At 39.3% G+C, this 24,631-nt stretch carries 22 protein-coding genes; 8 read left to right on the top strand and 14 right to left on the bottom strand.

The annotated features are described in order from the left end of the window. Positions 1-2 precede the first annotated feature (2 nt). From TW85_RS10505 to TW85_RS10490, 4 genes are all read right to left on the bottom strand, one after another. Complete coding sequence (locus TW85_RS10505) at positions 3-443, bottom strand: tripartite tricarboxylate transporter TctB family protein (protein WP_046017053.1); 441 nt, start codon at positions 441-443, stop codon at positions 3-5. 145 nt (positions 444-588) lie between these two features. Further along, the gene (locus tag TW85_RS10500) at positions 589-1,593 is read right to left on the bottom strand and encodes a tripartite tricarboxylate transporter substrate-binding protein (RefSeq protein ID WP_197477755.1); all 1,005 of its coding nucleotides are present in this window, start codon (positions 1,591-1,593) and stop codon (positions 589-591) included. 395 nt (positions 1,594-1,988) lie between these two features. After that, positions 1,989-2,201 (bottom strand): (2Fe-2S)-binding protein, encoded by a 213-nt coding sequence (locus TW85_RS10495; protein WP_238326202.1) that lies wholly within the window; start codon positions 2,199-2,201, stop codon positions 1,989-1,991. Between the two features lie 139 nt (positions 2,202-2,340). Then, positions 2,341-3,561, bottom strand: coding sequence for an alanine--glyoxylate aminotransferase family protein (locus TW85_RS10490; protein WP_046017051.1), 1,221 nt, complete (start codon positions 3,559-3,561; stop codon positions 2,341-2,343). 345 nt (positions 3,562-3,906) lie between these two features. Here TW85_RS10490 and TW85_RS10485 point away from each other — a divergent pair, with 345 nt between their 5' ends. Then, positions 3,907-4,344, top strand: a complete 438-nt coding sequence (locus TW85_RS10485; RefSeq protein WP_046017050.1) for a DUF3010 family protein — start codon at positions 3,907-3,909, stop codon at positions 4,342-4,344. Between the two features lie 78 nt (positions 4,345-4,422). Here TW85_RS10485 and TW85_RS10480 read toward each other — a convergent pair whose 3' ends face one another. Then, on the bottom strand, positions 4,423-5,349 hold the full coding sequence (locus TW85_RS10480) for a DMT family transporter (RefSeq protein ID WP_202904849.1): 927 nt from the start codon (positions 5,347-5,349) through the stop codon (positions 4,423-4,425). A 476-nt stretch (positions 5,350-5,825) separates the two neighbouring features. On the opposite strand from TW85_RS10480, the gene TW85_RS10475 reads away from it, so the two are divergent. Together TW85_RS10475 and TW85_RS10470 are read left to right on the top strand one after the other, a co-directional pair. Beyond that, positions 5,826-8,048, top strand: coding sequence for an NADP-dependent isocitrate dehydrogenase (locus TW85_RS10475; RefSeq protein ID WP_046017049.1), 2,223 nt, complete (start codon positions 5,826-5,828; stop codon positions 8,046-8,048). A gap of 175 nt (positions 8,049-8,223) precedes the next feature. Beyond that, positions 8,224-8,910, top strand: a complete 687-nt coding sequence (locus TW85_RS10470; RefSeq protein WP_046017048.1) for a fumarylacetoacetate hydrolase family protein — start codon at positions 8,224-8,226, stop codon at positions 8,908-8,910. Between the two features lie 64 nt (positions 8,911-8,974). Here the strand turns inward: TW85_RS10470 and TW85_RS10465 are convergent, their stop codons facing one another. From TW85_RS10465 to TW85_RS10455, 3 genes are all read right to left on the bottom strand, one after another. Next, positions 8,975-9,799, bottom strand: a complete 825-nt coding sequence (locus TW85_RS10465) for an HDOD domain-containing protein (protein WP_046017047.1) — start codon at positions 9,797-9,799, stop codon at positions 8,975-8,977. Positions 9,800-10,004: 205 nt separating this feature from the next. Next, positions 10,005-10,325 carry an AzlD domain-containing protein gene (locus TW85_RS10460; RefSeq protein WP_046017046.1) on the bottom strand — a complete coding sequence of 107 codons (321 nt, stop codon included), beginning with the start codon at positions 10,323-10,325 and terminating at the stop codon, positions 10,005-10,007. After that, positions 10,318-10,989, bottom strand: coding sequence for an AzlC family ABC transporter permease (locus TW85_RS10455; RefSeq protein WP_046017045.1), 672 nt, complete (start codon positions 10,987-10,989; stop codon positions 10,318-10,320). The genes TW85_RS10460 and TW85_RS10455 overlap by 8 nt, the downstream gene beginning before the upstream one ends. 100 nt (positions 10,990-11,089) lie before the next feature. Between TW85_RS10455 and TW85_RS10450 the strand changes: the two genes are divergently transcribed. Together TW85_RS10450 and TW85_RS10445 are read left to right on the top strand one after the other, a co-directional pair. Beyond that, positions 11,090-11,650, top strand: coding sequence for an XRE family transcriptional regulator (locus tag TW85_RS10450; protein WP_046017044.1), 561 nt, complete (start codon positions 11,090-11,092; stop codon positions 11,648-11,650). A 199-nt stretch (positions 11,651-11,849) separates the two neighbouring features. Beyond that, on the top strand, positions 11,850-12,554 hold the full coding sequence (locus TW85_RS10445) for a YafY family protein (protein WP_046017043.1): 705 nt from the start codon (positions 11,850-11,852) through the stop codon (positions 12,552-12,554). 10 nt (positions 12,555-12,564) lie between these two features. On the opposite strand, the gene TW85_RS10440 is transcribed toward TW85_RS10445, so the two are convergent. Next, positions 12,565-13,026 (bottom strand): Lrp/AsnC family transcriptional regulator, encoded by a 462-nt coding sequence (locus TW85_RS10440; protein ID WP_046017042.1) that lies wholly within the window; start codon positions 13,024-13,026, stop codon positions 12,565-12,567. A gap of 140 nt (positions 13,027-13,166) precedes the next feature. On the opposite strand from TW85_RS10440, the gene TW85_RS10435 reads away from it, so the two are divergent. Beyond that, positions 13,167-14,129: a nucleoside recognition domain-containing protein gene (locus TW85_RS10435; RefSeq protein ID WP_046017041.1), complete on the top strand. Its 963-nt coding sequence runs from the start codon at positions 13,167-13,169 to the stop codon at positions 14,127-14,129. A 60-nt stretch (positions 14,130-14,189) separates the two neighbouring features. Here TW85_RS10435 and TW85_RS10430 read toward each other — a convergent pair whose 3' ends face one another. Further along, positions 14,190-15,074: a LysR family transcriptional regulator gene (locus tag TW85_RS10430; protein WP_046017040.1), complete on the bottom strand. Its 885-nt coding sequence runs from the start codon at positions 15,072-15,074 to the stop codon at positions 14,190-14,192. A 136-nt stretch (positions 15,075-15,210) separates the two neighbouring features. Here TW85_RS10430 and TW85_RS10425 point away from each other — a divergent pair, with 136 nt between their 5' ends. Continuing rightward, on the top strand, positions 15,211-16,608 hold the full coding sequence (locus TW85_RS10425; RefSeq protein WP_238326201.1) for an MATE family efflux transporter: 1,398 nt from the start codon (positions 15,211-15,213) through the stop codon (positions 16,606-16,608). A gap of 79 nt (positions 16,609-16,687) precedes the next feature. Beyond that, positions 16,688-18,370: a methyl-accepting chemotaxis protein gene (locus tag TW85_RS10420; protein WP_046017038.1), complete on the top strand. Its 1,683-nt coding sequence runs from the start codon at positions 16,688-16,690 to the stop codon at positions 18,368-18,370. 57 nt (positions 18,371-18,427) lie between these two features. Here the strand turns inward: TW85_RS10420 and TW85_RS10415 are convergent, their stop codons facing one another. The 4 genes from TW85_RS10415 to TW85_RS10400 all read right to left on the bottom strand — a co-directional run bounded on the left by TW85_RS10415 (position 18,428) and on the right by TW85_RS10400 (position 24,517). Continuing rightward, positions 18,428-19,144 carry a response regulator gene (locus tag TW85_RS10415; protein WP_046017037.1) on the bottom strand — a complete coding sequence of 239 codons (717 nt, stop codon included), beginning with the start codon at positions 19,142-19,144 and terminating at the stop codon, positions 18,428-18,430. Positions 19,145-19,162: 18 nt separating this feature from the next. Next, positions 19,163-22,702 carry a PAS domain S-box protein gene (locus TW85_RS10410; protein ID WP_052702082.1) on the bottom strand — a complete coding sequence of 1,180 codons (3,540 nt, stop codon included), beginning with the start codon at positions 22,700-22,702 and terminating at the stop codon, positions 19,163-19,165. 273 nt (positions 22,703-22,975) lie between these two features. Next, positions 22,976-23,842 (bottom strand): alpha/beta hydrolase, encoded by an 867-nt coding sequence (locus TW85_RS25440; RefSeq protein ID WP_052702080.1) that lies wholly within the window; start codon positions 23,840-23,842, stop codon positions 22,976-22,978. An 87-nt stretch (positions 23,843-23,929) separates the two neighbouring features. Next, positions 23,930-24,517, bottom strand: a complete 588-nt coding sequence (locus tag TW85_RS10400) for a TetR/AcrR family transcriptional regulator (protein ID WP_046017036.1) — start codon at positions 24,515-24,517, stop codon at positions 23,930-23,932. Positions 24,518-24,631 lie beyond the last annotated feature (114 nt).

Raw genomic sequence — 24,631 nt, 5'->3', positions numbered from 1 at the left:
AGTTATAACTCCAATAAACCAAGAGGTAGTGCAAGTTCCAGCACATTATTAAAGATCAAGAAGATAGCCACCGAACTACTCACGCCTATGATGAGGCTCATCTTCAAGTCAGCCCCCATACGCCAAGCAAGGTAAGTCACGACACCAACAGCTGCTGGGATAAAGCCAAGCGGCTCAATCGCCCAAGCAAACACTAAGATGGCAATGACAACACTAATCAGCTCAAGCAACATAGGTAGAACAGGCCAAGCTTCATCTGGATCTGGTTTAAGCATCATGTAAATGGCGCTGGCACCAAGAAAGAAGGATAAAATGATAGGAAAGGTTTCAGGGCCAACACTTTCTTCGCCGCCAAAGGGTTCAGGAAATTGTGTTGCTTCCCACCCATAGACTACAGCTAGAATTAGCATCAACATGCCAAATACACGATCGTTTAAGCGCATGATTGTGCTCCAAAAATAAATTGATCAAGGGTAACGAGTTGAATAAGACAAGGCTTATTCAATATTTAAAGCGGATAGCTTTAATCCAATTAAAAAGGGTTGGGCAATGAGACTAATAACTGCCCAACCAAACACCTCGAGGAGGTTACTTAATTAGACCAATATCCTGAGAAAGAATGCGGATATCCAATGTTTGATTCTTCACAAATTGAGTGAATTCAGCACCGGTTTTATGGAATGGCATCAAACCATTTTTAGCCATAATATCTTTCCATTCTTGAGTTTGATAAAGCTCATCTATGGTATTTACCCACCAATCATAAGAGTCATCACCTGCATTACCAGGTACATAGAATCCACGCCAGTTAGGCGCTACTGAGCTAACCCCTTGCTCTAGTGCTGTTGGGATATTATTAAGTGGCGCAGGAAGACGTTCTTCAGATAAAACGGCCACAACACGAATGTCACCAGAATCTAAAAAGCCTTTAACTTCTGAGATATCACCAGTAAATGCATCAATATGACCACCAACAACCTGAACTAAAGCTTCACTACCACCATTGAATGATAGGTATTTAATTTTTGGTAGTTTAGTGACATTGGCTTCTTTTGCTGTGATTAAAACTTTTAGATGATCCCAACCACCAGTGGCACTACCACCCGCAAATTTAACTGAGTTTGGATCTTTACGAAGGGCGTCCATTAATTGAGAAAGGTTCTGATATTCAGAGTCTTTAGAAACAGCAATAATGCCGTAATCAGCACCTAGCGTACCAACCCATTTTACTTGGTCAGAGTTCATTCCTGGGAACTGGCCTTGGGCAAGACGTGTTGTCGTTGCGGTACTTGCGGCAACAATAAGCGCATCATCTTTAGAACGCTTACTAACAGTATGAGCAAAAGCAACACCACCGCCGGCACCACTCATATTCACTGTTTGTACGTTACCCTTGATGTAGCTTAAATCGACTAAAGCTTTACCAACACTACGACAAGTAAAATCCCAGCCACCGCCTGGGTTAGCTGGCGCAATACACTCAGCAGAGCGCGCAGGTTCATAAGCTTGAACACTCGTTGATGCAAGGGCAATTACACCAGATGCCATGATAGATTTGAGTGCGAGGGTTTTGAATGTACTTTTGGTTTTCATAATCTAATTCCAATTGTTATTTTTGTATTAATGAATCTTTTTGTGCCTTTCCTTTTGCGCCAAGAAACTCGACTCATTCAATCTAGCACACCAAACTGTCGTCAACCTGTCATCCAACTCGAAAGTCCATTTCGCAAATTTTAATAACGCAGAAACTCAATCTTGGTACTATTTTGCTAGCCTTTTGCACTGTAAAAAATAGCGATATAAAAAGACATTGACGATCAAACAAACCCTGAAAGCGAAAGTTTGATTGTTTAGAAAGGGGAAATTCAGAAGAAAAGGGATTAATTTTTAACAAGAAACCATCTTGCTATGTAATGTTTAAAAGCAAAAAAGGCGATCTAATTAGCTTAGATCGCCTTTTTTAAATTCTGTGTAATAGTAATTTTGCGTTAGACAGCGTATGCCAAGCTATCCATCATGCGCATTTCATCTTGGGTTTGTTTAACCAAGCGTTTAGCACATTGGCCACAAGATCCACATTCTGACGCTACACCCATAAACTTACGAATATCACGCAGGCTAGCTCCCGCTTCAACCGCGCTCTGAATCTCTTTCTGGGTAATCCCTTTGCAAATACAAACGTACATAAGAAACAATCTCATTACTATTCAACCTGAAATAGAGTTTAGTAGTAATGAGAACGGTTTTCAACAATAATTGATAAATATTCTCATTTATATTTGCAAATTATTTGTAATCATCAGATTAGTAGAAAAAAACTATCAGAAAACACATTCTAATTTAAGAAAAGTGTTTAGGTGTTTTCTGCAAATAGACTTCTAATTGCGCCATACCTGTTGGCAAGTCCACTTTTACACCCAAGTCTCTCATACTACTTCCAAACGCATGAAGCGCTCTGAAAAGGTTATGCTCACGACATTGTTCCCCCATCTGGCCGATACGAACAACAGGCTGACCAAATGAGCCTGCAATTTCTACCCGGTACTTATGAGAAATGTGGTGACAAATATCCATGGCGGTTAATCCTTCTGGAATACAAATGCCGATTACCGAGTTTAAGCGTGAGTGCTCAGGTACAAATAGCTCTAACCCCATAGACTCGATTCCCTGCTGTAATGCTTTCGAGCATTTCAGGTGTCGATTGAATCGTGCTTCTAAGGTTTCTTCGCATACAAGCTTAAGCGCTTCGTGCAAAGCCATAATGCCAGATACAGGTGCGGTATAGTGGTAACCGTCTTTGTGCCAAAAGTTAGTGGCTAACTTAGCATCAAGACACCACTGCACTACTTGCGTTTCTCTTTCTTGAATACGTTGCCAAGCCGCCTCAGAAAAAGCTAACAAAGACACACCAGGAATCGAAGATAAGCCTTTTTGGCCACCTGTGATCACAGCATCAATTTGCCACTCATCCATTTTTAACGGCATGGTACTTAAAGTACAAACCGCATCGACAACCACTAAACAAGCATACTCTTTCGCAATGCTCGCAATCTCTTTTAAGTGGATATTACACACTGTATTAGAGGTTTCCCCTTGTACCATGGTAAGTACTTTTGGGTTATGTTGCGCCATAGCTTCTCTAATCAAGCTTGGATCAGCAGCGGATTTAACATCGATTTTCAGCTCTATCACATTGGCTCCAACACGTGCCGCCATTTGCGCCATACGATTACTGAAAAAACCATTACTGATACTTAAAACAGTATCACCTGGTTCAATCAAGTTTGCTGCTGCCATTTCCATTGCCGCAGAACCAGGGCCTGCTACACCCATTACCCAAGGTGAACGTGTTTGAAATACATACTGAGCCATGACTTTCACTTGCTCTATTACCTTAGCCATAGCACCACCAAGATGGTTTACCACTAAAGAGTTTGCTCTGGCGACACGGGCGGGAATTGGCACAGGACCAGCCCCCATCATTAACAGAGGTTCTTGGGGTAAAATATCATCAAGGGACATTAAGCTAGGAGGAACAATGTTGAGCGAGTCAAGACTCATAATAAAACCTAAATACAAACAAAAGTGTGAAAATCGAAAAGGAAGTAGTTTAAAATTTTGTTTTTTTTAATTTAACGAAATTTTATTCGGCAATAATAGCGTATTTGACTTTTAAATAAGAGATATCAAGAGCAATACAGTGTTTTATTCTTCACTTAGCATTTTTACAGTACTTTCCCACCCTGTTTTAACTAAATTACCAGTACGACTTACTTCAATATTCGGCATTTAAAACACCTTATAAAACAGTATTTTAATCTCAAATAGAAAAATTGGCTTAGGGTTAGGGCGTGGCTTAGGTTTTATGGGATAATAGCGCCACTAAAACCCGATTAGGATCTTAAAATGTTAACCTGTGGCATTGAAATTAAAGGTAGTGATGCCATCTTGTGCTTACTTTCGAAACAAGATGGATTATTTCAAATAGCGGATTGTCGTCAAACTCGCGTCTCCTTGGTGAAATCAGAATTAAGCGAGAACTTAAAAAGCTTTCAATTCACATTAAAAAAACTTTTTGAGGACTATAAAGTTGATGAAGTCGTGATTCGCGAGCGCCCGACCAAGGGTAAATTTGCCGGGGGTTCTGTAGGCTTCAAGATGGAGTCAGCGATTCAATTAATTGATACAGTCAATGTTACTTTAATGAATAATGCTGAGATCAAATCTCGTATCAAATACACGCCTATGCCAGTCCCTTTTGCAGCAACTGGCCTTAAAGCGTTTCAAGAAGGCGCTTTTAATACAGCTTATGCTTCTCTTTGCCCAGAAGCGCCAAAAGAGTAAAAGCACCAAAGTTAAACCTGACAACTCATGTCAGGTTTAACTATCTCATTCTTGCACAGGCTATAGAGATAAAGTCGACTAGGCTTTTTTAAGTAAGACAATCATCACACCACCCAAAACCATGACGCTTGATATAACAAAGTGTAATTCTATCCCTTCTCCCAAAAAGCTTATGCCCATAGCCGTTGCAATCACAGGGACAAGTAACTGACTCACTGAGGCGAGCGTACCACTTAGTTGCTTCACTACCTGATACCAAATGGCATAGCCTATACCCGAGGTAAGTGCACCGGATACTATTGCTAAGTAAATCCCATTTGCTTCAATTAATAAGTTATCTCCCCCTACAAAAAGCAAGTTAGCAATAAGCAGAAACATTACGAAGGGCATAGACCAAATAAAGTTGCGGCTTGTTTTCATTAAAGCGGATTCATTTACCTCTGTTTTTTGCTTAGCGAGTAGGCTATACACACCCCAGGCAACCCCAGCGATTGTCATCAAGACAAAGCCTTTTAAGCTTGGAGACGATAAAGTTGGCAATAAAAGGTAAATGAAACCACTAAAGCTCAAAAGTATGCCGATCCATTGTACTAAATTAGGCCTTTCTCCTTTTACGACATTAATGCCTATCATGCTAATTTGCACAGCAGCAAAAAGAATAAGTGCGCCTATGCCTGTTTCTAAAGATAGGTAAGCGTAGGAAAAGCCAGCCGCATAGGTAAAAAGTAAAAAGGGGCCGAATATAGGCATTACTCTTTGCTTGAAACTTCTTGGCCTTACATCAGCTTTGTTTAAATTGAGAGCAAACACTTGAGCAACAGGCTTTCTTTCTAAGAGTACAAATAAGAAAACTAAAGTAATCGCGCCGGACAATAACCGAATAAGAGTAAAACTAAGAGCATCTATTTGTTGTCCCGCAAGTGCCCAGCGACATAAAAATGAATTTCCAGCAAAGGCAATTAGCGCCACACTAGTGAGTAAAAACAACCTAGGATCAAATCTCATACAAGCGCCTTAGTAACACACAAACAAAATTGAAATTATCTGACAAGATTATAAGAGACCAGTTCAAACTGAATGGCATTTTTATGCTTTCCCTCTGTATTTTTATCTGGGTCAATCACAATAAGTTTTAAATTTTCTGACAATATCATTCGTAAACTGCCCCAAATCACCCCTAAAAAAGCACTGTCTAAGCCATTATTTAATTTATTAACAATTTAGTAACTTTATAACACAAACAAGTTAAGCCATTGATATTAAATGCTTTTAAAGCATCAATCACTATACGAAATTATGACTATATCCTTAGTTGATATGTCAAATACCCCCTTAACTTTCATTTTTATGTACTATATGTCGGCGAATTTTTCGAACAGATTATTTTAGCGGAGTGACACTCTTACTCGCTAATCAAGGGGGCCAAAAGCCCTCTTACATTCATTTTACAATACTGCTTGTAAACGTTAGGGGAAAACCACATGTCAGATAATCAAACTATTTATTACACTTTGACGGATGAAGCACCCGCTCTTGCGACAGCGTCATTACTTCCAATTCTTCGTTCTTTCACAAAAGAAGCGGGCATTGAAATAGAGCTTACCGATATCTCTTTAGCTGGCCGTATTATTTCTAGCTTTCCAGAAAAACTAGAAGATGGGCAAAAAATTGTAGATGGCCTTAAGTTTTTGGGCGAACTTACTCTTAAAGAAGACGCTAACATTGTTAAGCTACCTAATATCAGTGCTTCTCTTCCTCAGCTAACGACTTGTATTGCTGAGCTTCAAAGCCAAGGTTTTAACGTTCCTAACTACCCTGAAGTTGCTAACTCTGATGAAGAGAAAGACGTTCAAGCACGTTATGCAAAAATTCTAGGTAGCGCGGTAAACCCAGTTCTACGTCAAGGTAACTCTGACCGTCGTGCACCTTCTGCTGTTAAAGCATCTGCACGTAAAAACCCACACTCTATGGGTGTTTGGAATAAGTCTTCTCAAACTCACGCTGACTATATGCGTGACGGTGACTTCTTCTCAAGCGAGCAATCAACAACAAGTAAAGAAGCACAAGAAGTACGTCTTGAGTTTGTTTCTGAAGCGGGTGAAGTTAGCGTTAAGAAAGTATTGCCTCTTCAAGCGGGCGAAGTTCTAGACAGCATGAACATGAGCAGCAAAAAACTACGTGCTTTCTTTGAAGAGTCTCTAAACGACGCTAAAGAAAACAACATCATGTGGTCTCTGCACGTTAAAGCAACCATGATGAAGGTGTCTCACCCTATCGTATTCGGTCACGCGGTAACTGTTTTCTATAAAGAGTTATTTGATAAGTACGGTGAACTTTTTGAAGAGCTAGGCGTAAACCCTAACAACGGTCTAGGCAGTGTTACTGATAAGATCAAATCACTTCCTCACTCTCAGCAGGAAGAGATTCTAGAAACTATCCACTCTTGCTACGAGCACAGACCAGAGCTTGCTATGGTTGACTCTGTACGTGGTATTACTAACCTTCACGTACCAAGTGATGTCATCGTTGATGCGTCTATGCCAGCAATGATTCGTAGCTCAGGTATGATGTGGGGCCGTGACGGCAAGTTGAAAGACACTAAAGCTGTTATGCCTGAGTCAACTTATGCACGTATTTACCAAGAAGCAATTAACTTCTGTAAAACAAATGGTGCATTCGATCCAACCACTATGGGTACTGTACCTAACGTTGGTCTTATGGCTCAAAAAGCTGAAGAATACGGTTCTCACGACAAGACATTCGAAATTGCTGAAAGCGGCGTAATGCGCGTTGTTGATGCAAACGGCACTGTGTTGATGCAACACAATGTTGAGAAAGGTGATATCTGGCGTGCATGCCAAACTAAAGATGCGCCTATCCGTGACTGGGTGAAACTAGGTGTTACTCGTGCTCGTCAATCTAATACACCAGCCGTTTTCTGGTTAGACGAAGAACGTCCACATGATAACGAACTTCGTAAGAAGGTTGAGCTATACCTACAAGACCACGATCTTGAAGGTCTAGATATCCGCGTTATGTCTTACAACGAAGCTATTCGTTTCTCTATGGAACGCATCAAGCGTGGCCTAGACACTATCTCAGTAACAGGTAACGTACTACGTGATTACCTAACTGATTTATTCCCAATTCTTGAGCTTGGTACTTCTGCAAAAATGCTTTCTGTTGTACCTATGCTAGCTGGCGGCGGCATGTATGAAACAGGTGCCGGTGGTTCTGCTCCTAAGCACGTACAACAGCTAGTTCAAGAAAACCACTTACGTTGGGACTCTCTAGGTGAGTTCTTGGCTGTGGCAGTTTCTCTAGAAGAGCTTGGCATCAAGAATGACAACGCTAAATCTAAAGTACTTGCAGCAACACTAGACCAAGCAACAGAGCGTCTATTGGATACTAATAAATCACCATCTCGTAAAGCTGGCGAACTTGATAACCGTGGCAGCCACTTCTACCTAGCTATGTACTGGGCTGAAGCACTTGCAGCACAATCTGATGATGCAGAACTTGCAGCTAAGTTTGCAACACTAGCAAGTACACTAACTTCAAACGAAGCAAAAATTGTTGCTGAATTAAATGAAGTTCAAGGTAAGTCAGCGGGTCTTGAAGGTTACTACCACATGGATCTAGCTGAAGTTGCTAAAGTAATGCGTCCAAGTGCGACACTAAACGAAGCACTAGCAGCACTTTAATCGCAATTAAAGCGTTAGTCCTTGTTATTTGAAAAGCCTTTCAATAAGGTTTTCAAATAACTCAAAAAGCCTAGGTTCTTTATGTGCCTAGGCTTTTTTTGTACTTTAAAAAAGCATCATCCATGGCTTACACTCACATGGTTTTCACTCTCAAGATTTAAATGCAGGTAGCAGTATGAGTAATCTTCTTTTTCCGGCACCAGAGCCAACTACAATCACCATTCAAAACAGCGATCAAGTATTCCCTGTTCGTAGGGTATATTGCATTGGTAGAAACTATGCTGATCACGCTATCGAAATGGGCCATGATCCAGATAAAGAACCTCCTTTTTTCTTTCAGAAAAACACAGATAACATTAATACCTCAGGTCAATTCCCCTACCCGAGTATGAGTCAAGACGTTCACTTTGAAATGGAGCTGGTGATTGCACTAGAAAAAGGTGGCAAGAATATCTCGTTAGATGATGCTCTAAACCATATCTACGGTTATGCCTTGGGTCTAGATATGACACGCCGTGACTTACAAGCGCAGATGAAAAAAATGGGAAGACCATGGGAAATTGGTAAAGCGTTTGAGCAGTCAGCCCCTGTCAGCCCTATCTACCCAGCAAGTAAAATAGGCCACCCACAGCAAGGTAGTATAAGTCTTAGAGTCAATGATGAGGTCCGTCAACAAGGGGACCTGAACCAAATGATTTGGAAAACAGCTGAAATGATCAGCTATCTCTCTAACTATTATGAACTCGCCCCTGGTGACCTCATTATGACAGGTACACCAGCAGGCGTTGGTGCAATACAAGTTGGCGATAAGCTAACAGGGGAAATTGAAAATCTGGGTAAATTCGAAGTAGATGTTATTTAAACTCAGAATTTAAATCGGTTGCTTAAAAACTACTTATATAGAAAGGTGCATCAAAGTACCTTTTCTATATAAGGCCATCTAGACCAGATTCCATATTCAATACACCTTCTACATCGTCCAGTATTTCTACCTTAAGACCAGCAAGCTGAATAACCTTTTTAGGCATAAAGACAATAACTTCATCTATTTCTCTTTTATCAGTAATAGCGCCATTAATATAATTGGCTAGGTTTAATATTGCACTTAAAGGAGATGGCACTTCATAGGTATAAGGTCGCTTATACTGTTTGATTGCAACACCTAGCTCTTCTGGTAGCCCCCACATATCTAATAGGGCCTTACCTGCATCTTGAGAGGTAAAACCTAAACGCTCAGTTTCTGCAGCAACTCGGCTAGCTTTCGTTTCTTTTACCAAAGTTTGTATTGCTTTAGCACGGTTTGGCGCAGCCAAATGAAGTAGAAGCCGTCCTATGTTATAGATAACACCTGCGGTGAAAGCCACATCCGCCTGCACCGTATCAGACCTTTGCGCCAACCATTGAGCAATAGAGGCAACCATAAAACTATCGCTCCAAAACTCTCTCATATCTAGACCGTCAACCTCTGACGCAGAGTTAGCCATACCAGAGGCGATCACTAAGGTGTTAAGTTTATCCATGCCTAAAATAACCACGGCTTCGTCTATAGTGGATACTTTTCTTGTCAAACCAAAATGTGCAGAGTTCACTAATCGTAAAATTTTAAGTGATAAGGTTTGGTCCTTCGCGACCTTTTCCGCTATCAAATTATAATCTGCATCTGGATCACCTAAAGCCTGCATTAACTCTCTAACCACTTCGGGAACATTAGGTAACTTGTCGGTCTGTTCTAATAAATCACTGATTTCCATAAAGACACCTTAAAGCAAACAAGATTTATGAAAGAAATAGGTTTCTTGATAAGCACACTTGAAAAGTAAGAGGACCAATAAACTGCTGGTTACTACTTATTGTTTTAACTCACCATTTCCTAGTTTTAAATAACGATTCTTTCAGCCTAGCTTTGCTTTTGGAAAAATTAAAGGTGAAAACAAAATATATATATTGGCTTTAGATTTAGCTGACTCCTAACAATCTTAGTAGTGTCGTAGTAGATGCCGCCAATAGGATAACAATCAGCAAAGGGACTCTTTTATAAGCCAGAATCGCAGCCACAATAAAACCCATCAAACGGGCAAAACCAGCAAACTCATTCGCCTCGAACAATGCTGTTGCAATTGCCAAACTAAATAAAAGTATTTGGCCTAGCTCATTTGATAATACTTCTATATTAGGAAACCTTGTAAGCTGCTGTCGCAAGTAGGGACCAGCCAATCTTAAGCTGTAGCTACCAAGGGCAAGCACTAAAATACCTAACAAAATATTTTGACTATCCATTGCTAGTTACCCTCTTCATAAAAATACCCATTAAAGAAAGTAAGGCAGGAAGACCAGCAGGTAAAAAAGGTGTGCTCGCCACACAAAGCACGGCGCCAGTCGAAGCTGTCACTCGCATTGTCGAGCTATTTAGCTTAGGTAATACAAGTGCAATCAAGATAGCAGGAAACATCACATCTAATCCTAAAGCATGGGTGCTCTCAATGATTTCTCCCAATACAGCACCAAAGTAAACGCCCAATGGCCAAGCAACTAATATCCCTAGCCCAGAGAGCCAATAAGCTTTCTTGTTCAATTCAGAGCTTGGTTGGCTAATTCCAAATACAACCGATTCATCATTCATCAAATGGCACCCAAGAAACCTACGCCAGCCTTTTCCTAATTGCGTATTCAAACTAAGACCAAATGCTAATAAGCGTGAGTTAACCAATAAACCCGCTATGGCAGCAGTAACAGCCCCACCACCTGACGCAACAATACCGATAAATAAAAATTCAGAGGCCCCTGCTAGTACTAAAATGGATAAGGAAAGAGGTACCCATAAATCAAATCCAAGGCTTATCGCTAAAGCGCCATAGGACACACCAACAAGGGCATCAGCAAGACAAACAAAAAGTATTTGAAAGCCTAATTGAGAAGAGTTTGAACGAATAAGTTTTTTCATAACACCATTTCCATCATGAACGTTTGATCGATATAATGAACAAAACCTATTGCATCGTCAAGACGAACGTTTGTATTTTATATCGAACAGGCAAATATTTATGACTAAAGAAAACCAACTTCCTATTGAAATTGTTGCTAAAGCATTGGTCAGAGAAAGGCGTAAGACGGGCTTATCTATGGCAGAAATTTCCCGTCAGGCTGGCATAGCAAAATCCACTTTATCCCAGTTGGAATCTGGTATTGGGAATCCAAGCCTAGAGACGCTTTGGGCTTTAAGCATTGCATTAAAAGTACCTTTTTCTAAATTAATTGAGCCGGTACAAAACGAGATCCAATTAATTCGCAAAGGGAATGGGATAAAAATAGAGTCTGAACATGCAAATTATACAAGTTTGCTTTTATCAGCCTGCCCGTCAGCTGCGCGCCGAGACATTTATCAGATAATGGTTGAACCAGGGCAAGCAAGGCAATCAGAGCCCCATATGACAGGTGTTGTCGAGCACATTATTGTCACTCAAGGCAGCGCTTTAGTCGGCCCTAATGAGCAAACCCATACCTTATATCCAGGCGATTACATCAGTTATCCTGCAGATCAGGCCCATATTTTCGATGCCCTAGAAGAACACACTCAAGCCATCGTCATTATGGAACAAGCCTAAACTTATTCGGCCAGACCCTACTGACATATCTTGTCAGTAGGGTTTTGTTATACTGCTTCTTTATCGCTAAAAAAGGCCGTTTTCCTTACCCAAATTAAAAAGCGATCTTGGCGTGATGAAATGAACTGGCTAAATGCTGAAAAAGTTCCTACCTCAATAAGGATCTCATACTTATTGAGCATGAGTAAAAGGAGTGAAGGTGTTACCCACAAATCGATTATTTAGCATTATTCAACTGCTTCGAAACGCAAGATACCCTGTCAAAGCACAACAGCTGGCGGATAAATTTGAAGTATCTGTACGTACAATTTATCGAGACATTGCAGAACTTCAGAATCAACTTGTTCCGATTCATGGTGAAGCAGGTGTGGGCTATGTGTTGAAGCCGGGTTATGAAATGCCACCTCTAATGCTGACAGCTAATGAATTAGAAGCCGTCGCACTTGGTGCCCATTGGGTGAGCCAAAGGGGAGATAAATACCTAAGTCAGTCAGCTAGCTCTTTATTAGAAAAAATTAAAGAGGTGGTACCTGAGCACTTACAAAGTGTCGTGCTGGATACTAATTTGGTGTCTGCAAACTTCGCTCAAGCAGTTGAAGACAGCATTAATATGGACGATGTAAGAGAAGCCATTAGACAGCAAAATAAGCTCTTCATTGCCTATAAAGATGTTAAAGAAAATATCAGCCACAGGATTATCTGGCCTATTATGGTTGCCTATTTTCATAGTGTCCGCTTAGTTGTTGCCTGGTGTGAAAGCCGCCAAGATTTTCGTCACTTTCGCACGGATAGGATCAATAAGGTTGAAGTCTTAGCGGAGAATTACCCTAGATCACGTCAAATACTCAAACTTGAATGGCAGCAAAAAGAGAAAATCTCACTGCCTCAAACCAACTCTCAATAAAGGTATTTCTCTAGAGGGCAATCTCGGTACTAAACTTATTACGCGTCATGGATATCAAGGTTCTAAATTTACGCATATTCGACTCTCCGTAAAGCACTCGGTTTGAAAAGTCTTTAAACATCTTCATATTCGCCACATTCACAATCAATACAAAGTCGACTTCTCCCGTGACTTGATAACACTGAGTGACCTCAGGGCTTGCTTGAATACGCTTGATAAAGAGCTCATTCATATCACGCCTATCCCTTTCCATCTCAACCTCAACAATAATCACAATACCTTCGCCGATAAGGTGAGGATTAAGAATGGCAACACTCTTCTCGATCACGCCTTTGTCATAAAGTGCTTTTACTCGCTTTAGACAAGCGGGAGCGGATAGGCTAATCATGTCAGCCAAAGCCGCATTGGTGATTTTATTGTCTTTTTGAAGAACCCTTAAAATTCGTTTATCTATTTCGTCTAACTCAATCATTAGTTAATTCGCCTTCAACATACCTCATAAATGAGAAATAATATTAATCAAATAAGACAATATAAGAAACAATATATTTTTGTATTTATTTAAAATTATGTCCTGTAAATCATCACAAAGTTAATTTGAGCGACACAAAAATGAAAACTTTTTTTAAAGAACTGCTAATCGAAATATGGGATGTTTCCTACACTCTTTTTAAACTTATGATCCCCACCATCATAGTGGTAAAGATTTTAGAAAGTCTTGGCTTTTTAGAGTACTTTGCCTTGGTTCTCGGTCCAATTATGCATTGGGTTGGTTTACCTGAGTCTATGGGGATTGTTTGGGCAACCACCATATTAACCAACATTTATGCTGGTATGCTGGTCTTCTTCTATGCTCAGCAAGCAGAAACACTGACAGTTGCACAAGTAACGGTTCTTTGTATTCTCATGCTCTTTGCCCATGGCCTCCCCGTTGAAGCGCGTATTGCTCAACAGGCAGGTATTCGCCTTAGATTTACGCTTTTACTTAGGGTTGGAGGCGGCTTAGTACTAGCATGGATACTCAACAAGCTTTACCTTGAATTTGATTACCTACAAGAGGTTAATCAATTGTCATGGCAGCCTGAGCCTGCTGACACGAGTTTACTTGGTTGGGCCAAGGGGCAGATTGAAAGCTTAATCATGATTCAAATTATCATTGTGGGCCTCTTATTTGCGCTAAAAATACTCAAACTATTGGGCATTGAAAAACTGATGGGCTATATGCTGTCACCCTTATTACGAATGCTAGGGATCAGCCGTCAAGCAACAACCATTACTATCGTTGGCTTTACCTTAGGGATTAGTTTTGGTGGTGGTTTGTTGATTAATGAAGCAAGACAAGGACATGTTTCAAGACGAGATATTTTCGCTTCTATGAGCTTACTCGCCCTTTGTCATAGCATGATAGAAGACACCATCCTCATGCTCTTATTAGGCGCTGACTTCGCAGGTGTTTTTTGGGCTAGAATCATATTCTCATTTATTGTCATTGCTATTCTAACCAGGGTAATGGATTTACTACCTGCTAGAGTATGGGATAAACACCTAACCAATAAACATATTCAGCCAGGATAATCATAGTAAACACAAAGGGGCCAAAGTCTGGCCCCTTTCATTTCATCATCCTTTTATTCGTTATTTAGTTTCTGCTAGTAAGGAGTCTAAAGCTTCAAAAAGCCAAGTCATCACAGGGCCAATAGCTTTATCTCGACGGTTCACCACACCTATCTCCACCATCAAAGGAGAAGGAATGCACTCACTCGAAAGCTCCACCAACTCTTCTAATACCCAATCAGATTTCGCCACATGCTCAGGAATCAAAGCCCAACCAACGCCTCTCATCACCATCATAGAAATATAATAGTAGCTGTCTATTTGCCAATGGTTTGCTGATAAAGGTGGCTCTTGGGTTTGACCTTTTCGATCACAAATAATGATCTGTCTATACTGGGCTAATTGGTGAATTGTCGGTGCTTTAAATTGAGCTAATGGATGTTGAGCGCTTACCACTAAACTATGCCTAAAGTGTCCAATTGACATAAACTCAAGTGAGTCAGCTAAGGTGCTGATGTAAAACATAATACCGATATCGGCAATACCTTGTTCTACCCATTGGGCGATATCTTCTTGAGAACCATTAATGATAGTAAGCTTTAACGAAGGAAATTCATCCGCTAATCGCTGGAACATGACTTCAAAAGCTGTATTTGGCACAGCTTCATCCAAGGCGACTTTGAGAGTCAACTCTTCACCTATGGTGACTGCTTTTGCTCTCGCCTCAAGACGCTGGCACTGAGCAAGCACAGCTTGTGCTTCGATAAACATTTGCTCACCATCCTTTGTTAAAACTGGCAACTTAGCACTTCGATCAAACAGCTCAAAACCCAAGTCTGCTTCTAGGTTTGCTATCGCCGTACTAATACGTGACTGCACTTTTCCCATTTTTCGTGCCGCGGCAGAAAAAGAGCCAAACTTAACTGAATAAACAAACGCCGTTAATTCATCTAATGTCCAATTCATGAGCATTCCTCAGCTTAACACTCTCTTTTTATATCTCTAAAAGAGATACCAACTAACTAACATCAATCTTATTATAAGGATATCCTGATGTGAATATTTTCTCCGACACAGACAGCTATTGCCCATGAACACATCTATGACAAAACAAACGCAAGCTAAATACATTCGCAGTACATTTTGGCGCTATAGCCTACCTGCGATTACTGCCATGTTGGTGAATGGGCTTTATCAGGTTGTCGATGGTATTTTTATCGGTAAGGTAATTGGTTACAGCGGTCTTGCTGCAATCAATATGGCTTGGCCCATTATCTTCTTTCTTGTGGGTTTCGGCATTATGGTTGGCATAGGAGCAGGCAGTCTGCTATCTATCCACCAAGGTGAGTCTGAAATAGCGCAGGACTCTAACGCTAAATCCAACTATAGCGCTAAGCTTTTAATGACAAGTTTGTATGTGATGATAGCCCTTGGCCTAGTCTCATCCTTCTCATTAAGTCTAGCTGGGGAGTTTCTGTTAGAGCTTCAATCAGGAACAGCTGAAGGTATCATTTTAGCTAAAGCTTACCTAGATTGGTTTAGCATAGCGGGCACATTGAGTATTTTTGCAGCGGCTTTACCCCTACTTATTCGAAATGATAATAGCCCTATGATTGCCACCGGATTAATGGGCTTTGGTGCTTTACTCAATATTTTATTAGATTATGTTTTTATCGATTATCTAAATCTCGGGCTAGCTGGCGCAGCCATTGCAACTTTGATTGCTCAGTTTATTGTTTGTGTATTGGGGCTTATATATTTCTTTAGTCACTACTCAACCAAACCTTTTCAACTAGAAAAGAAAACAAAGAACACACATTTAGTTTTTGATTTCTCACTGGCTAAAAAAGTGATTGCCTTAGGCGCTTCAAGCCTCATTATTTATGTATATACCAGTGTCATGGTAGGGCTACACAATACTTTATTTATGGAGTACGGTAACGCACTTACTGTGGGGGCTTATGCCATAGTCGGTTATCTAATGGTCATATATTACTTTGTTGCAGAAGGTATCGCTGATGGGTCTCAACCTCCTATCAGCTACTTTTTTGGAGCCAAAAGACAAGGCGATATTCAAGCCTTAGTCGTGCTATCAATGAAGGTCACTTTATTAGCAGGCCTTGGATGGACGCTATTATTAAACTTCTTCCCTAATGAATTAATTCAACTCTTTAATCATGAGGACGAGGCCTTAGCGCAAGCAACGATTCACGGTATTCAATTACACCTATTTGCACTGGCGCTTGATGGTTTTATCATGCTGGCATCCATTTATTTTACCAGTGTTAATCAACCTGGAAAGGCGCTAAGTATTGCATTAGGAAATATGTTTATTCAGCTACCTTTCTTATACCTTTTACCCAAATTTTTTGGACTAGATGGAGTTTGGTTGGCCATGCCTGTATCCAACATTGTGCTCTTCTTAATTGTCGCACCTATGTTATTTTTAGATTTAAAACAGACACAAGATATATTTCAAAAAAGTGCGTTTATCAGGTGATATATTAGATTTACATTATCTTGATTGTTATAACAAAAAACTCTTCTAAACTTTTAAAAGTATATTAGAGGGCCCTGTTATGACATTAAAAAATCGTTTTAGAACAATATTCAGTCTGCTTGTCTTTTTCACTTTTTTGCTTGCTATCATAGTCACTCTGTTAATTAATAATCATGCAAAAGTTGATGCTGCAGCAGACTATAGATACAACTCATACAATCTGGGTTTAAGCTCTAAATTAAACTCAGATTTATTAACTAAGTTAGCAAGGCAATACGTCATAACAAGAGATACAAAATATTTTGATGACTATTTAGAAGTTGTCGACATGCTAGAAGGTAAAGCACCTTGGCCTGATGGCATAACTAAGAGCTATGCTGATAAATTAAATGAAACAGGGTTTGCTGAGGATGAGCTTGCCAAGCTAGATTTATCTAATACCCTATCGCTCAAATTAATCGAACTTGAAGAAAAAGCTTTCGCGCTAATCGAGCCATTACTAAAACTCAGTAACTCAGCTCTTTCAGACTCACAAAGAAGTGACTGGCTAGAGGCTGTCTCCCTGCTTTATTCAAAAGATTATGAAAACAGCGTGACACAAATTAAACAACCAGTAGATGAGTTTTTTGTGTTACTTGATACCCGAACACAAACCGAACTTAACCAACTCAAGTCTTCTAGCTATGATTTGGGCATAGCCACTTTAATACTAACCTGCATCATTTTATGTATTTTGATGTTTGCTTATTTCACTATTAACAAACGCATTATCAAACCTACCCTCAAGCTTGCCCATGAAGCAAAAGAAGTGGCTAAAGGAGATCTCACTAGAAACATCTTAGTTGAAGGGAAAGATGAGCTATCTGATTTAGCCATGGCGTTTAACGACATGATTGAGCGTTTGTCATCCTTATTGGTCGACATTAAAAATCAATCAAAAAATACCAGTGCTTACTCTATCTCTCTTAATGAGATTACAGAGAGCACATCACAATTTAGTTCAGAGCAATCTGACGCAGTCGAAGTTATTTCACACTCAGTCAGCGAAAACTCAACGGCAACAAAAGAGATAGCTTCAACTTGTACCAATGCAGTTGCAGCCGTAAGCCAAATTGATACTCAAACTAAAGACGGTAAACAGGTCGTCGAATCTTGTCTAAACGCCGTCGATAGACTGTCCAAAGAGCTCAGCGTTTCAATGGAGAAATCAGACCAGTTAGTTAACTCTGTCTCAGATGTCACCAATATTGTTGAAGTTATCAATAGCATTGCAGAACAAACTAATTTATTAGCATTAAATGCAGCGATAGAAGCTGCAAGAGCAGGTGAAATGGGCCGTGGATTTGCCGTGGTTGCTGATGAGGTACGAAGCCTGGCCCAGAGAACCCAGGCCTCAACCAGTGAAATTACCGATAAAATTAACATTCTTGAAAGTGTCTGTAAGGATGTTGTGAGTAAAGTCAGCGGTTGTGATCAAGAGATAAAATTAGCCGTCGACTACAGCCAACAAGCAAATACATCATTAACTTCAATTGAAAATTATGTTGGTAATCTATTCGACATGACAACCTCAATTGCAGCAGCTTCAGAGCAACAGGCGCAAGTAACAGACGATATAAGTGAAAGGCTTGGCACGATAAAACAAGGGACTCTTTCAGTAAAAGAAAAAATAGAACATGTAGCTGAAACCTCAACCCAAATGCAGTTAGGGTCAGATCATTTAGAAGAGTGTGTTCAAGTATTTAAAGTTAAAAACCCTTAGTAAAAGTTTGGGGGCATTTCGCCCCCTTAATGCTATAGGATTTTAGCTTTGAATGGATCAAGTCACTTCCGTATTTGCAGATAGTGTCACTTTAATTTCTCTTGTTAAGACTATGCTTTCTAATTCAATTAACCGGTTTAGATGCTTTTCATTTAGCTCGATACCAGCGCATATCAAACAGGATCCATTTTTGGTAAAGATGCCCTCCACCAATACCATACCTTCTTTGAGTTGCTTGATATTCGGAATGCTTTGAATACCTTCTAGACTAGGTAATGAGACATTCTCACAAAAGTCATCAACCTCAGCCAGACTTAAAGTATCGTCACTTAAACTATCAAAAATGGTTTCAACATCTTGATACCTAGCTTCATGATACAAGCTAGATGACTCTAGAACTGCACTATTTATTTTTTCAGTTAAGGGCTTAACGGCAAGAGGCTTAACTAAGAAGCCATCTATATCTAACTCCATACAAGTCGTGATCACCTTGATATTGGAATAAGAAGTGACGGCAATAATTTTCAAATCCTTTTTATTTTTCGTTTTACCCAGCCTGACTTGTTTTATCAAGGTCATACCATTCATACTGGGCATATTGATATCAGTAATGACTAAATCAATTTTATGCTGATTAAGCCGTTCAATGGCGAGCTCGCCATTTTTAGCAGATAAGACATTTTCAAAACCGATTCGCAGCAACATAGCTAGGGTCTGCTTCCTAGAAAAATCATGGTCTTCCACCACAAGAATGGTCATTGAAGAAGTTTTCATAATTAATACCGCCTTGTGTTAAATAATGCTTTCCTGCTGTAGATACTGCTTAATTTTCTCAAGCTCAGACACACTTTTAGCATAGAGCTCACTTAGCTCATCCCACTCTTGTTGCGTTGCTGTATTCTGAATTTTTAGTAACTGCTCTGCTAAGGCATCGGCACCTGCTGAATTCGCAGCCCCTTTAGCGGCATGCGCTAGTTCTTGCAGCTCTTGGCTATTATGTAAATCCAGTGCTTGCTTTAACTTATCAAAATCATCACACACAGATTCCCAATATCCTTCTAAAAGAGGGATTATCACGTCATCATCTAAGGTGCCTAAAATATCATTAAGCTTGGAAAGATTAATCGGGCTGTTATCTAAGACATCCACAATATCGATAGACTCATGCTTGGCCCTAGCTTCTTCTTTCCCTTCAATAACCCTAGTTAAAGACGCTTGTCGAATCCATTTTTGCAGAGCTTTACCGAGTTCTGAAAGCTCTACCGGTTTTGATAAATAATCGTCCATGCCTGAGGCGATACATTGCTCAGCTGAACCCACTAATGCATTGGCCGTGATAGCAATAACAGGCGTGTGCCCTAAACTTTTATCTTGGCTTTCCACTAACCTCACTTCCTTGGTTAGTTCAAAACCATCCATAACCGGCATATGGCAGTCTGTTAAAATTAAATCGTACCCACCCTTTTTCCATTTATTGAGTGCTGCTTTACCGTCATTCGCCATTTCACAACGATAACCAAGCCGTGTTAATTGTCGCTGCAAAACATCCCTATTAGTTGGCTGATCTTCTGCCACAAGAATAAAGGCATCAGAGACTGCAGAACTCTCATCAGAGCTATCTGATAGCGTCTCTTTTAACGTGCTGTCGCTCTGAATATTTGGGCTACAAATGCCAAACAAAGAGGCTATAGCATTAATAAAGTTGCTGGGCTTTAGAGGATGAGCAGCCAAAATATAAGCATTTGGCTTAACTATGCCTTTGCTCTTAGAAGGATTATCTGTCATTGATACAATTTTCAGATCGTCATATCCGTCATAGCCAACATGACTTTCTCTACGTTCCTTGATGTCATCTAGGCTGTACTCAGGACAGAGGACCAACATATCAAAAGCTTCGTCTTCGTTTTTAGCATGGCATAACACAACTTCAGCTTTATCTATCGTAGTCACAAAGCTCAAATCGCAATCATAGTAGGACAAGTTATCTTGAATCGCGTTTTTCAGATTCAAATCACTATAGATACATAGAATCTTTTTAGAAACTAAATCAATTGGGGTTACCTCATCATTATTTAAAGCAGAGGTATCTATCGGTACATTAATTTTGAATGTGCTTCCCATACCGATTTCACTTTCAACACTGATAGTTCCTCCCATCATTTCTAATAAGGTTTTAGTGATGGAAAGCCCCAAACCTGTGCCGCCGTACATGCGTGTTGTTGAGGTGTCAGCTTGTGTGAAAGCAGTGAATAGCTTAGATAATTGTTTTTTCGTCATGCCAATTCCATTATCCGAAATAATAATGTCGACAGACTCTTTACCACCGCGATTAATGAAATGTGTTTTTAACCAAATTTCACCGAATGAATGTTCATCACCGCCACAAAACTTAACCGCATTGCCTAATACATTAATCAGTATCTGGCTCAACCTTACCCCATCACTCATGATGGTTTGTGGTATTTTTGGATCATGGGTAATGTAAATCGAAATGTTCTTATTATTCGCTTGCAGCCAAAGTACATCGGCAGTCCTCTCTACCACTAGCTGAAAATCTACTGGGATAATTTCTAATGACATTTGCCCTGCTTCAATTTTTGAGAAGTCCAAAATATCATTAATAATATTGAGCAATGTTAAGGCTGAGTCCCGTATGGTTGAGACCATAATTTGCTGATCTTGACTCATATCGGTTTCATGTAACAAACTCACCATACCCACTACACCATTCATTGGCGTGCGTATTTCATGGCTCATGTTTGCAAGAAACATAGATTTAGCTTCATTGGCAGCTTGAGCAATTTCGCTTTCTTGCCTTAAAAAGTCTTGGGCATTTTTTTCCTTGGTGATGTCTATATTCACACCACCCATACCAATCGCTTCACCTGTCACTTCGTCGAATATGACATCGGCAGCGGCCTTAATCCAATGTACTTCGCCAGATTTCAGTCTAATTCTGAACTCACTATTAAACTGAGAGAGCGTTTCTCTAGCCAAGGCTAATTCTGCTTCAGCGGCCTCAACATCTTCAGGTAAAACACGTCCGCGCCACATTTCATAGTTATTAAGAGAATCTTCCTTATCAACGTCATAGAGGGTGTACATTCTATCGTCCCACTCCAATTGATTTGTAATGAAGTTCCAGTTCCAAATCCCTATGCCACCAGCTTCTGTGGCCAGGTTTAATCTATGAAGAATTTTTTGTAGATGTTTCTTACTTAGGTTTAATTCGTATTCTGTAATTTTCGCGACACTGATATCCCTTAAAGTACCAAAGTAAAATCTCTCATTATTAAAAACGAAACTATTTGCATGAATGGAAAGAGGAAATATTTCGTTATCACAAGACTTACCCGTTGTTTCTATAGTCTCGCCTGATAACTGGGTTTGAGTAATATAGTTAATACTCACAAGGTTCATATCAGAATCGTCAGAAAACTCTAATAACTTACTGAAACGCTTACCTAAAATATCATCTTTTTCATAGCCAAACATTTTTAAAGCAGATTCATTAATATCCAATAATTCTTCATTATCATTAGCGATAAACATGCCATCAATAGCAGATTTAAACACGGCTTTCATTCTATTTTGGGAGCTTTCTAATTTATTGTTTGTAGTATGTAATATTTCTTCTAAAGCTAGATTAGCGGATTCAGAAAAGTTTTCAGCATTACAAATTTCAGTAATATCTAAATGCACTGCAAGAAACCTATCGACACAGTTTTCTTTATTAAAGATGGGAAGGACATGTACGTTATTCCAATAGCTAGCGCCGTTACTTTTAACGTCTTGAATTGTCGTTTCATAGTCATCATAACAGGCAAGTGATTGAGTAAACTTCTCATACTCAGTGGCATCTTTTTTTATTTTACTAATAAATAAAGAGGCTTCACCTAATACACCTTCTTTACTCTTGCCTGTAATATTTAAATATTCATCATTTACATAACAAACAGTACAACTAGAGTCGTTATTATAAAACTCTGTTATGCCAACATTTGCAATTTCAATTGCCTTAGATTGAATAAAAACACGTTCTTTTAAAAATATATTTTCATTCAATATATTTTCAAATACAGAATGATCCTCATCATTTTTCAATTCTAATTTATGAGAAAGGTCATCAATCTCTTTATCTTTAAAAAAGATAATTTTCTCAATAATATTAAATATATAAAAACCTAAAACAAACAATAGGAAGGATGTTAGAGCGAACATAATACTCAACATTGGCTCTATATGATCTTGAAAAAAAGCACTAATTACGTCGACAAGTAAAAATGTGGTTAAGAACGAAAAGAACATAATCTTGGTCTTTTTGATGTTCATAAAATCTCCCTGTTTAACCTTTATATCCTATTGTTATCTGTAAAGAATTATAGGTTAAATTAATATATGCACAGGAATTTCTACGTTTAATTTTATAAACTTTTATGAACAAGACTCATAAAAATCAACGTTTTGTGAAGAGAAAACGAACCTCAGAACAAGGTTTAATCGCAAGCAAAAAAAAACCAACTAGCTACGACTAACTAGTTGGCTAAAAATACCAATTAAGCTGACAGACTTAACTGATATATACGAAGAAGTTAACTACTTAATTTACTTACCTTTAACTAGGTTAAAAAAATGTGTATCACTGGCAACAAAATCTGAAATTGCTTCAAGAACCGGCTGAGCCTTAAGAATTTTTCTATGACCAAATCCTTGAGTTGTCATCAAGTGCGCATTTTGTAGCACACTTTCCAAACGCTTTGATTCACTGTGCAATACCTCTTTATCACTTTCATCATGAATCAATAAAGTGGGTATCTGACACTCTTGTAATAGATTAGTGGCATCAAGCTGATGAAAAGGGACACCCACATATTGAGCGATACGAGCGATGAAATGATCAGAAGTACGCTTATTAAAGCCAATTAAACTAACAAAATGTCTAATGGAGTTTTCGATTGATGAAGGGCCAGATATTAAAACCATTTTCTCTGGTGATACTCCTTTCCCCACGGCAATAGACGTCGCAGAGGCTCCCATAGAATGGCCGATAATGACACTAAACTCACCCAGTGTTTGCTCTGCTAATAATATTGTTTGAGCAAAAAGATTAGCGTTAGAAGAGTTACCCGGAGATTGGCCATGACCTGGCATATCTAAACCCACCACGTTATAGCCTTGCTCAAGCAAACCATCAACTAAACCATACATATGAGTCGCTCGGCTTTCCCAACCATGTACTAACAAGATCTGTTTATTATTTGATTTAGCTGCCTCAGCACACCATTTAATTGCGCTTACTTCATCACCTAAATTGATTCGTTCACCTTTTAATTCAGCTCTTAGCTCCCAATCTTTCACTTCAGAACGCTTAGGTTTTAAGAAAACTTCAGCAAATTTATGAGCAGTATTCGCCGAAGCAAACAAGCTGGTAAGCTGGTTCTTTAAACGGAAAAGTGTAAATGCGATATTCATCATTTAGCCTCGGCTATTCATCTTTTAATAAGGTGTTTGCAATAAAGCCTAAACCTGACGTAAGGTAGGTTTTTAAAGCAAATTTTTTTAATCTGTTCTTTGATCAGGCATTAGATAGCAGTTGATGACTTTCACAGCACTTTCAAAGGCTTGTTTAGAGTCATAGATGCGACACACTAATAGACAACCTTGTATACATGACACTATCCACTGGGTAAGTTCATCAATACTTTGCCCTTGATCTTTAAAGTCACCGTTTTCTATACCAGCGGTTAATACACTCTTGAGCCCTTTAGACTGAGTAATTAGTAGTTTTTTAACCGTTTCTTGAACAGGTGGCGATAACTTATCCCACTCACCAGCAAAAGCGCCAGCTGGACAAAGTTTTTCGCTTGGAATCACGTATAAACGATAGATATTAAAGTAATAATCAAGTCGTTGTTTTGGTGTTTTACCTATACCTCGCTCAAAACTTTCACGTAAATCTATGTTTGCCCTTTCTAATAAAGCCAAGGTCAAATCATCTTTAGATTCAAAATGATAATACATGCTCCCTTTTTTGATGCCCGTGCGTTTAGCTAGCTCTTGAAAACTAACTCCGCTGATTGACTGGCGTTGAACCAAGTCTTGCGCTGCATCTAGGATAGCGGTACGTGTGTCTTTATTAATACTCATTCACCTACCTTACGTCAGGTATGTGATTTGTGTCAACATCGCATTATGAAATATCTGTTTCTTAATCAGAACAATAAATCCAAAACAACTTAATATTTTCTAAATTAGTATTTA

It is taken from the genome of Marinomonas sp. S3726 (assembly GCF_000967665.1).
In the GTDB taxonomy this organism is placed as follows: domain Bacteria; phylum Pseudomonadota; class Gammaproteobacteria; order Pseudomonadales; family Marinomonadaceae; genus Marinomonas.
The sequence above is the reverse complement of the archived record's forward strand: the minus strand, read 5'-3'. Positions and strand labels throughout refer to the sequence as shown.

Bases quoted from the DNA above. Each gene is read 5' to 3' on its own strand.
- TW85_RS10505 (WP_046017053.1), bottom strand. From the start codon at position 443: ATGCGCTTAAACGATCGTGTATTTGGCATGTTGATGCTAATTCTAGCT.
- TW85_RS10500 (WP_197477755.1), bottom strand. From the start codon at position 1,593: ATGAAAACCAAAAGTACATTCAAAACCCTCGCACTCAAATCTATCATG.
- TW85_RS10495 (WP_238326202.1), bottom strand. From the start codon at position 2,201: ATGAGATTGTTTCTTATGTACGTTTGTATTTGCAAAGGGATTACCCAG.
- TW85_RS10490 (WP_046017051.1), bottom strand. From the start codon at position 3,561: ATGAGTCTTGACTCGCTCAACATTGTTCCTCCTAGCTTAATGTCCCTT.
- TW85_RS10485 (WP_046017050.1), top strand. From the start codon at position 3,907: ATGTTAACCTGTGGCATTGAAATTAAAGGTAGTGATGCCATCTTGTGC.
- TW85_RS10480 (WP_202904849.1), bottom strand. From the start codon at position 5,349: ATGAGATTTGATCCTAGGTTGTTTTTACTCACTAGTGTGGCGCTAATT.
- TW85_RS10475 (WP_046017049.1), top strand. From the start codon at position 5,826: ATGTCAGATAATCAAACTATTTATTACACTTTGACGGATGAAGCACCC.
- TW85_RS10470 (WP_046017048.1), top strand. From the start codon at position 8,224: ATGAGTAATCTTCTTTTTCCGGCACCAGAGCCAACTACAATCACCATT.
- TW85_RS10465 (WP_046017047.1), bottom strand. From the start codon at position 9,799: ATGGAAATCAGTGATTTATTAGAACAGACCGACAAGTTACCTAATGTT.
- TW85_RS10460 (WP_046017046.1), bottom strand. From the start codon at position 10,325: ATGGATAGTCAAAATATTTTGTTAGGTATTTTAGTGCTTGCCCTTGGT.
- TW85_RS10455 (WP_046017045.1), bottom strand. From the start codon at position 10,989: ATGAAAAAACTTATTCGTTCAAACTCTTCTCAATTAGGCTTTCAAATA.
- TW85_RS10450 (WP_046017044.1), top strand. From the start codon at position 11,090: ATGACTAAAGAAAACCAACTTCCTATTGAAATTGTTGCTAAAGCATTG.
- TW85_RS10440 (WP_046017042.1), bottom strand. From the start codon at position 13,026: ATGATTGAGTTAGACGAAATAGATAAACGAATTTTAAGGGTTCTTCAA.
- TW85_RS10435 (WP_046017041.1), top strand. From the start codon at position 13,167: ATGAAAACTTTTTTTAAAGAACTGCTAATCGAAATATGGGATGTTTCC.
- TW85_RS10430 (WP_046017040.1), bottom strand. From the start codon at position 15,074: ATGAATTGGACATTAGATGAATTAACGGCGTTTGTTTATTCAGTTAAG.
- TW85_RS10425 (WP_238326201.1), top strand. From the start codon at position 15,211: ATGACAAAACAAACGCAAGCTAAATACATTCGCAGTACATTTTGGCGC.
- TW85_RS10420 (WP_046017038.1), top strand. From the start codon at position 16,688: ATGACATTAAAAAATCGTTTTAGAACAATATTCAGTCTGCTTGTCTTT.
- TW85_RS10415 (WP_046017037.1), bottom strand. From the start codon at position 19,144: ATGAAAACTTCTTCAATGACCATTCTTGTGGTGGAAGACCATGATTTT.
- TW85_RS10410 (WP_052702082.1), bottom strand. From the start codon at position 22,702: ATGAACATCAAAAAGACCAAGATTATGTTCTTTTCGTTCTTAACCACA.
- TW85_RS25440 (WP_052702080.1), bottom strand. From the start codon at position 23,842: ATGAATATCGCATTTACACTTTTCCGTTTAAAGAACCAGCTTACCAGC.
- TW85_RS10400 (WP_046017036.1), bottom strand. From the start codon at position 24,517: ATGAGTATTAATAAAGACACACGTACCGCTATCCTAGATGCAGCGCAA.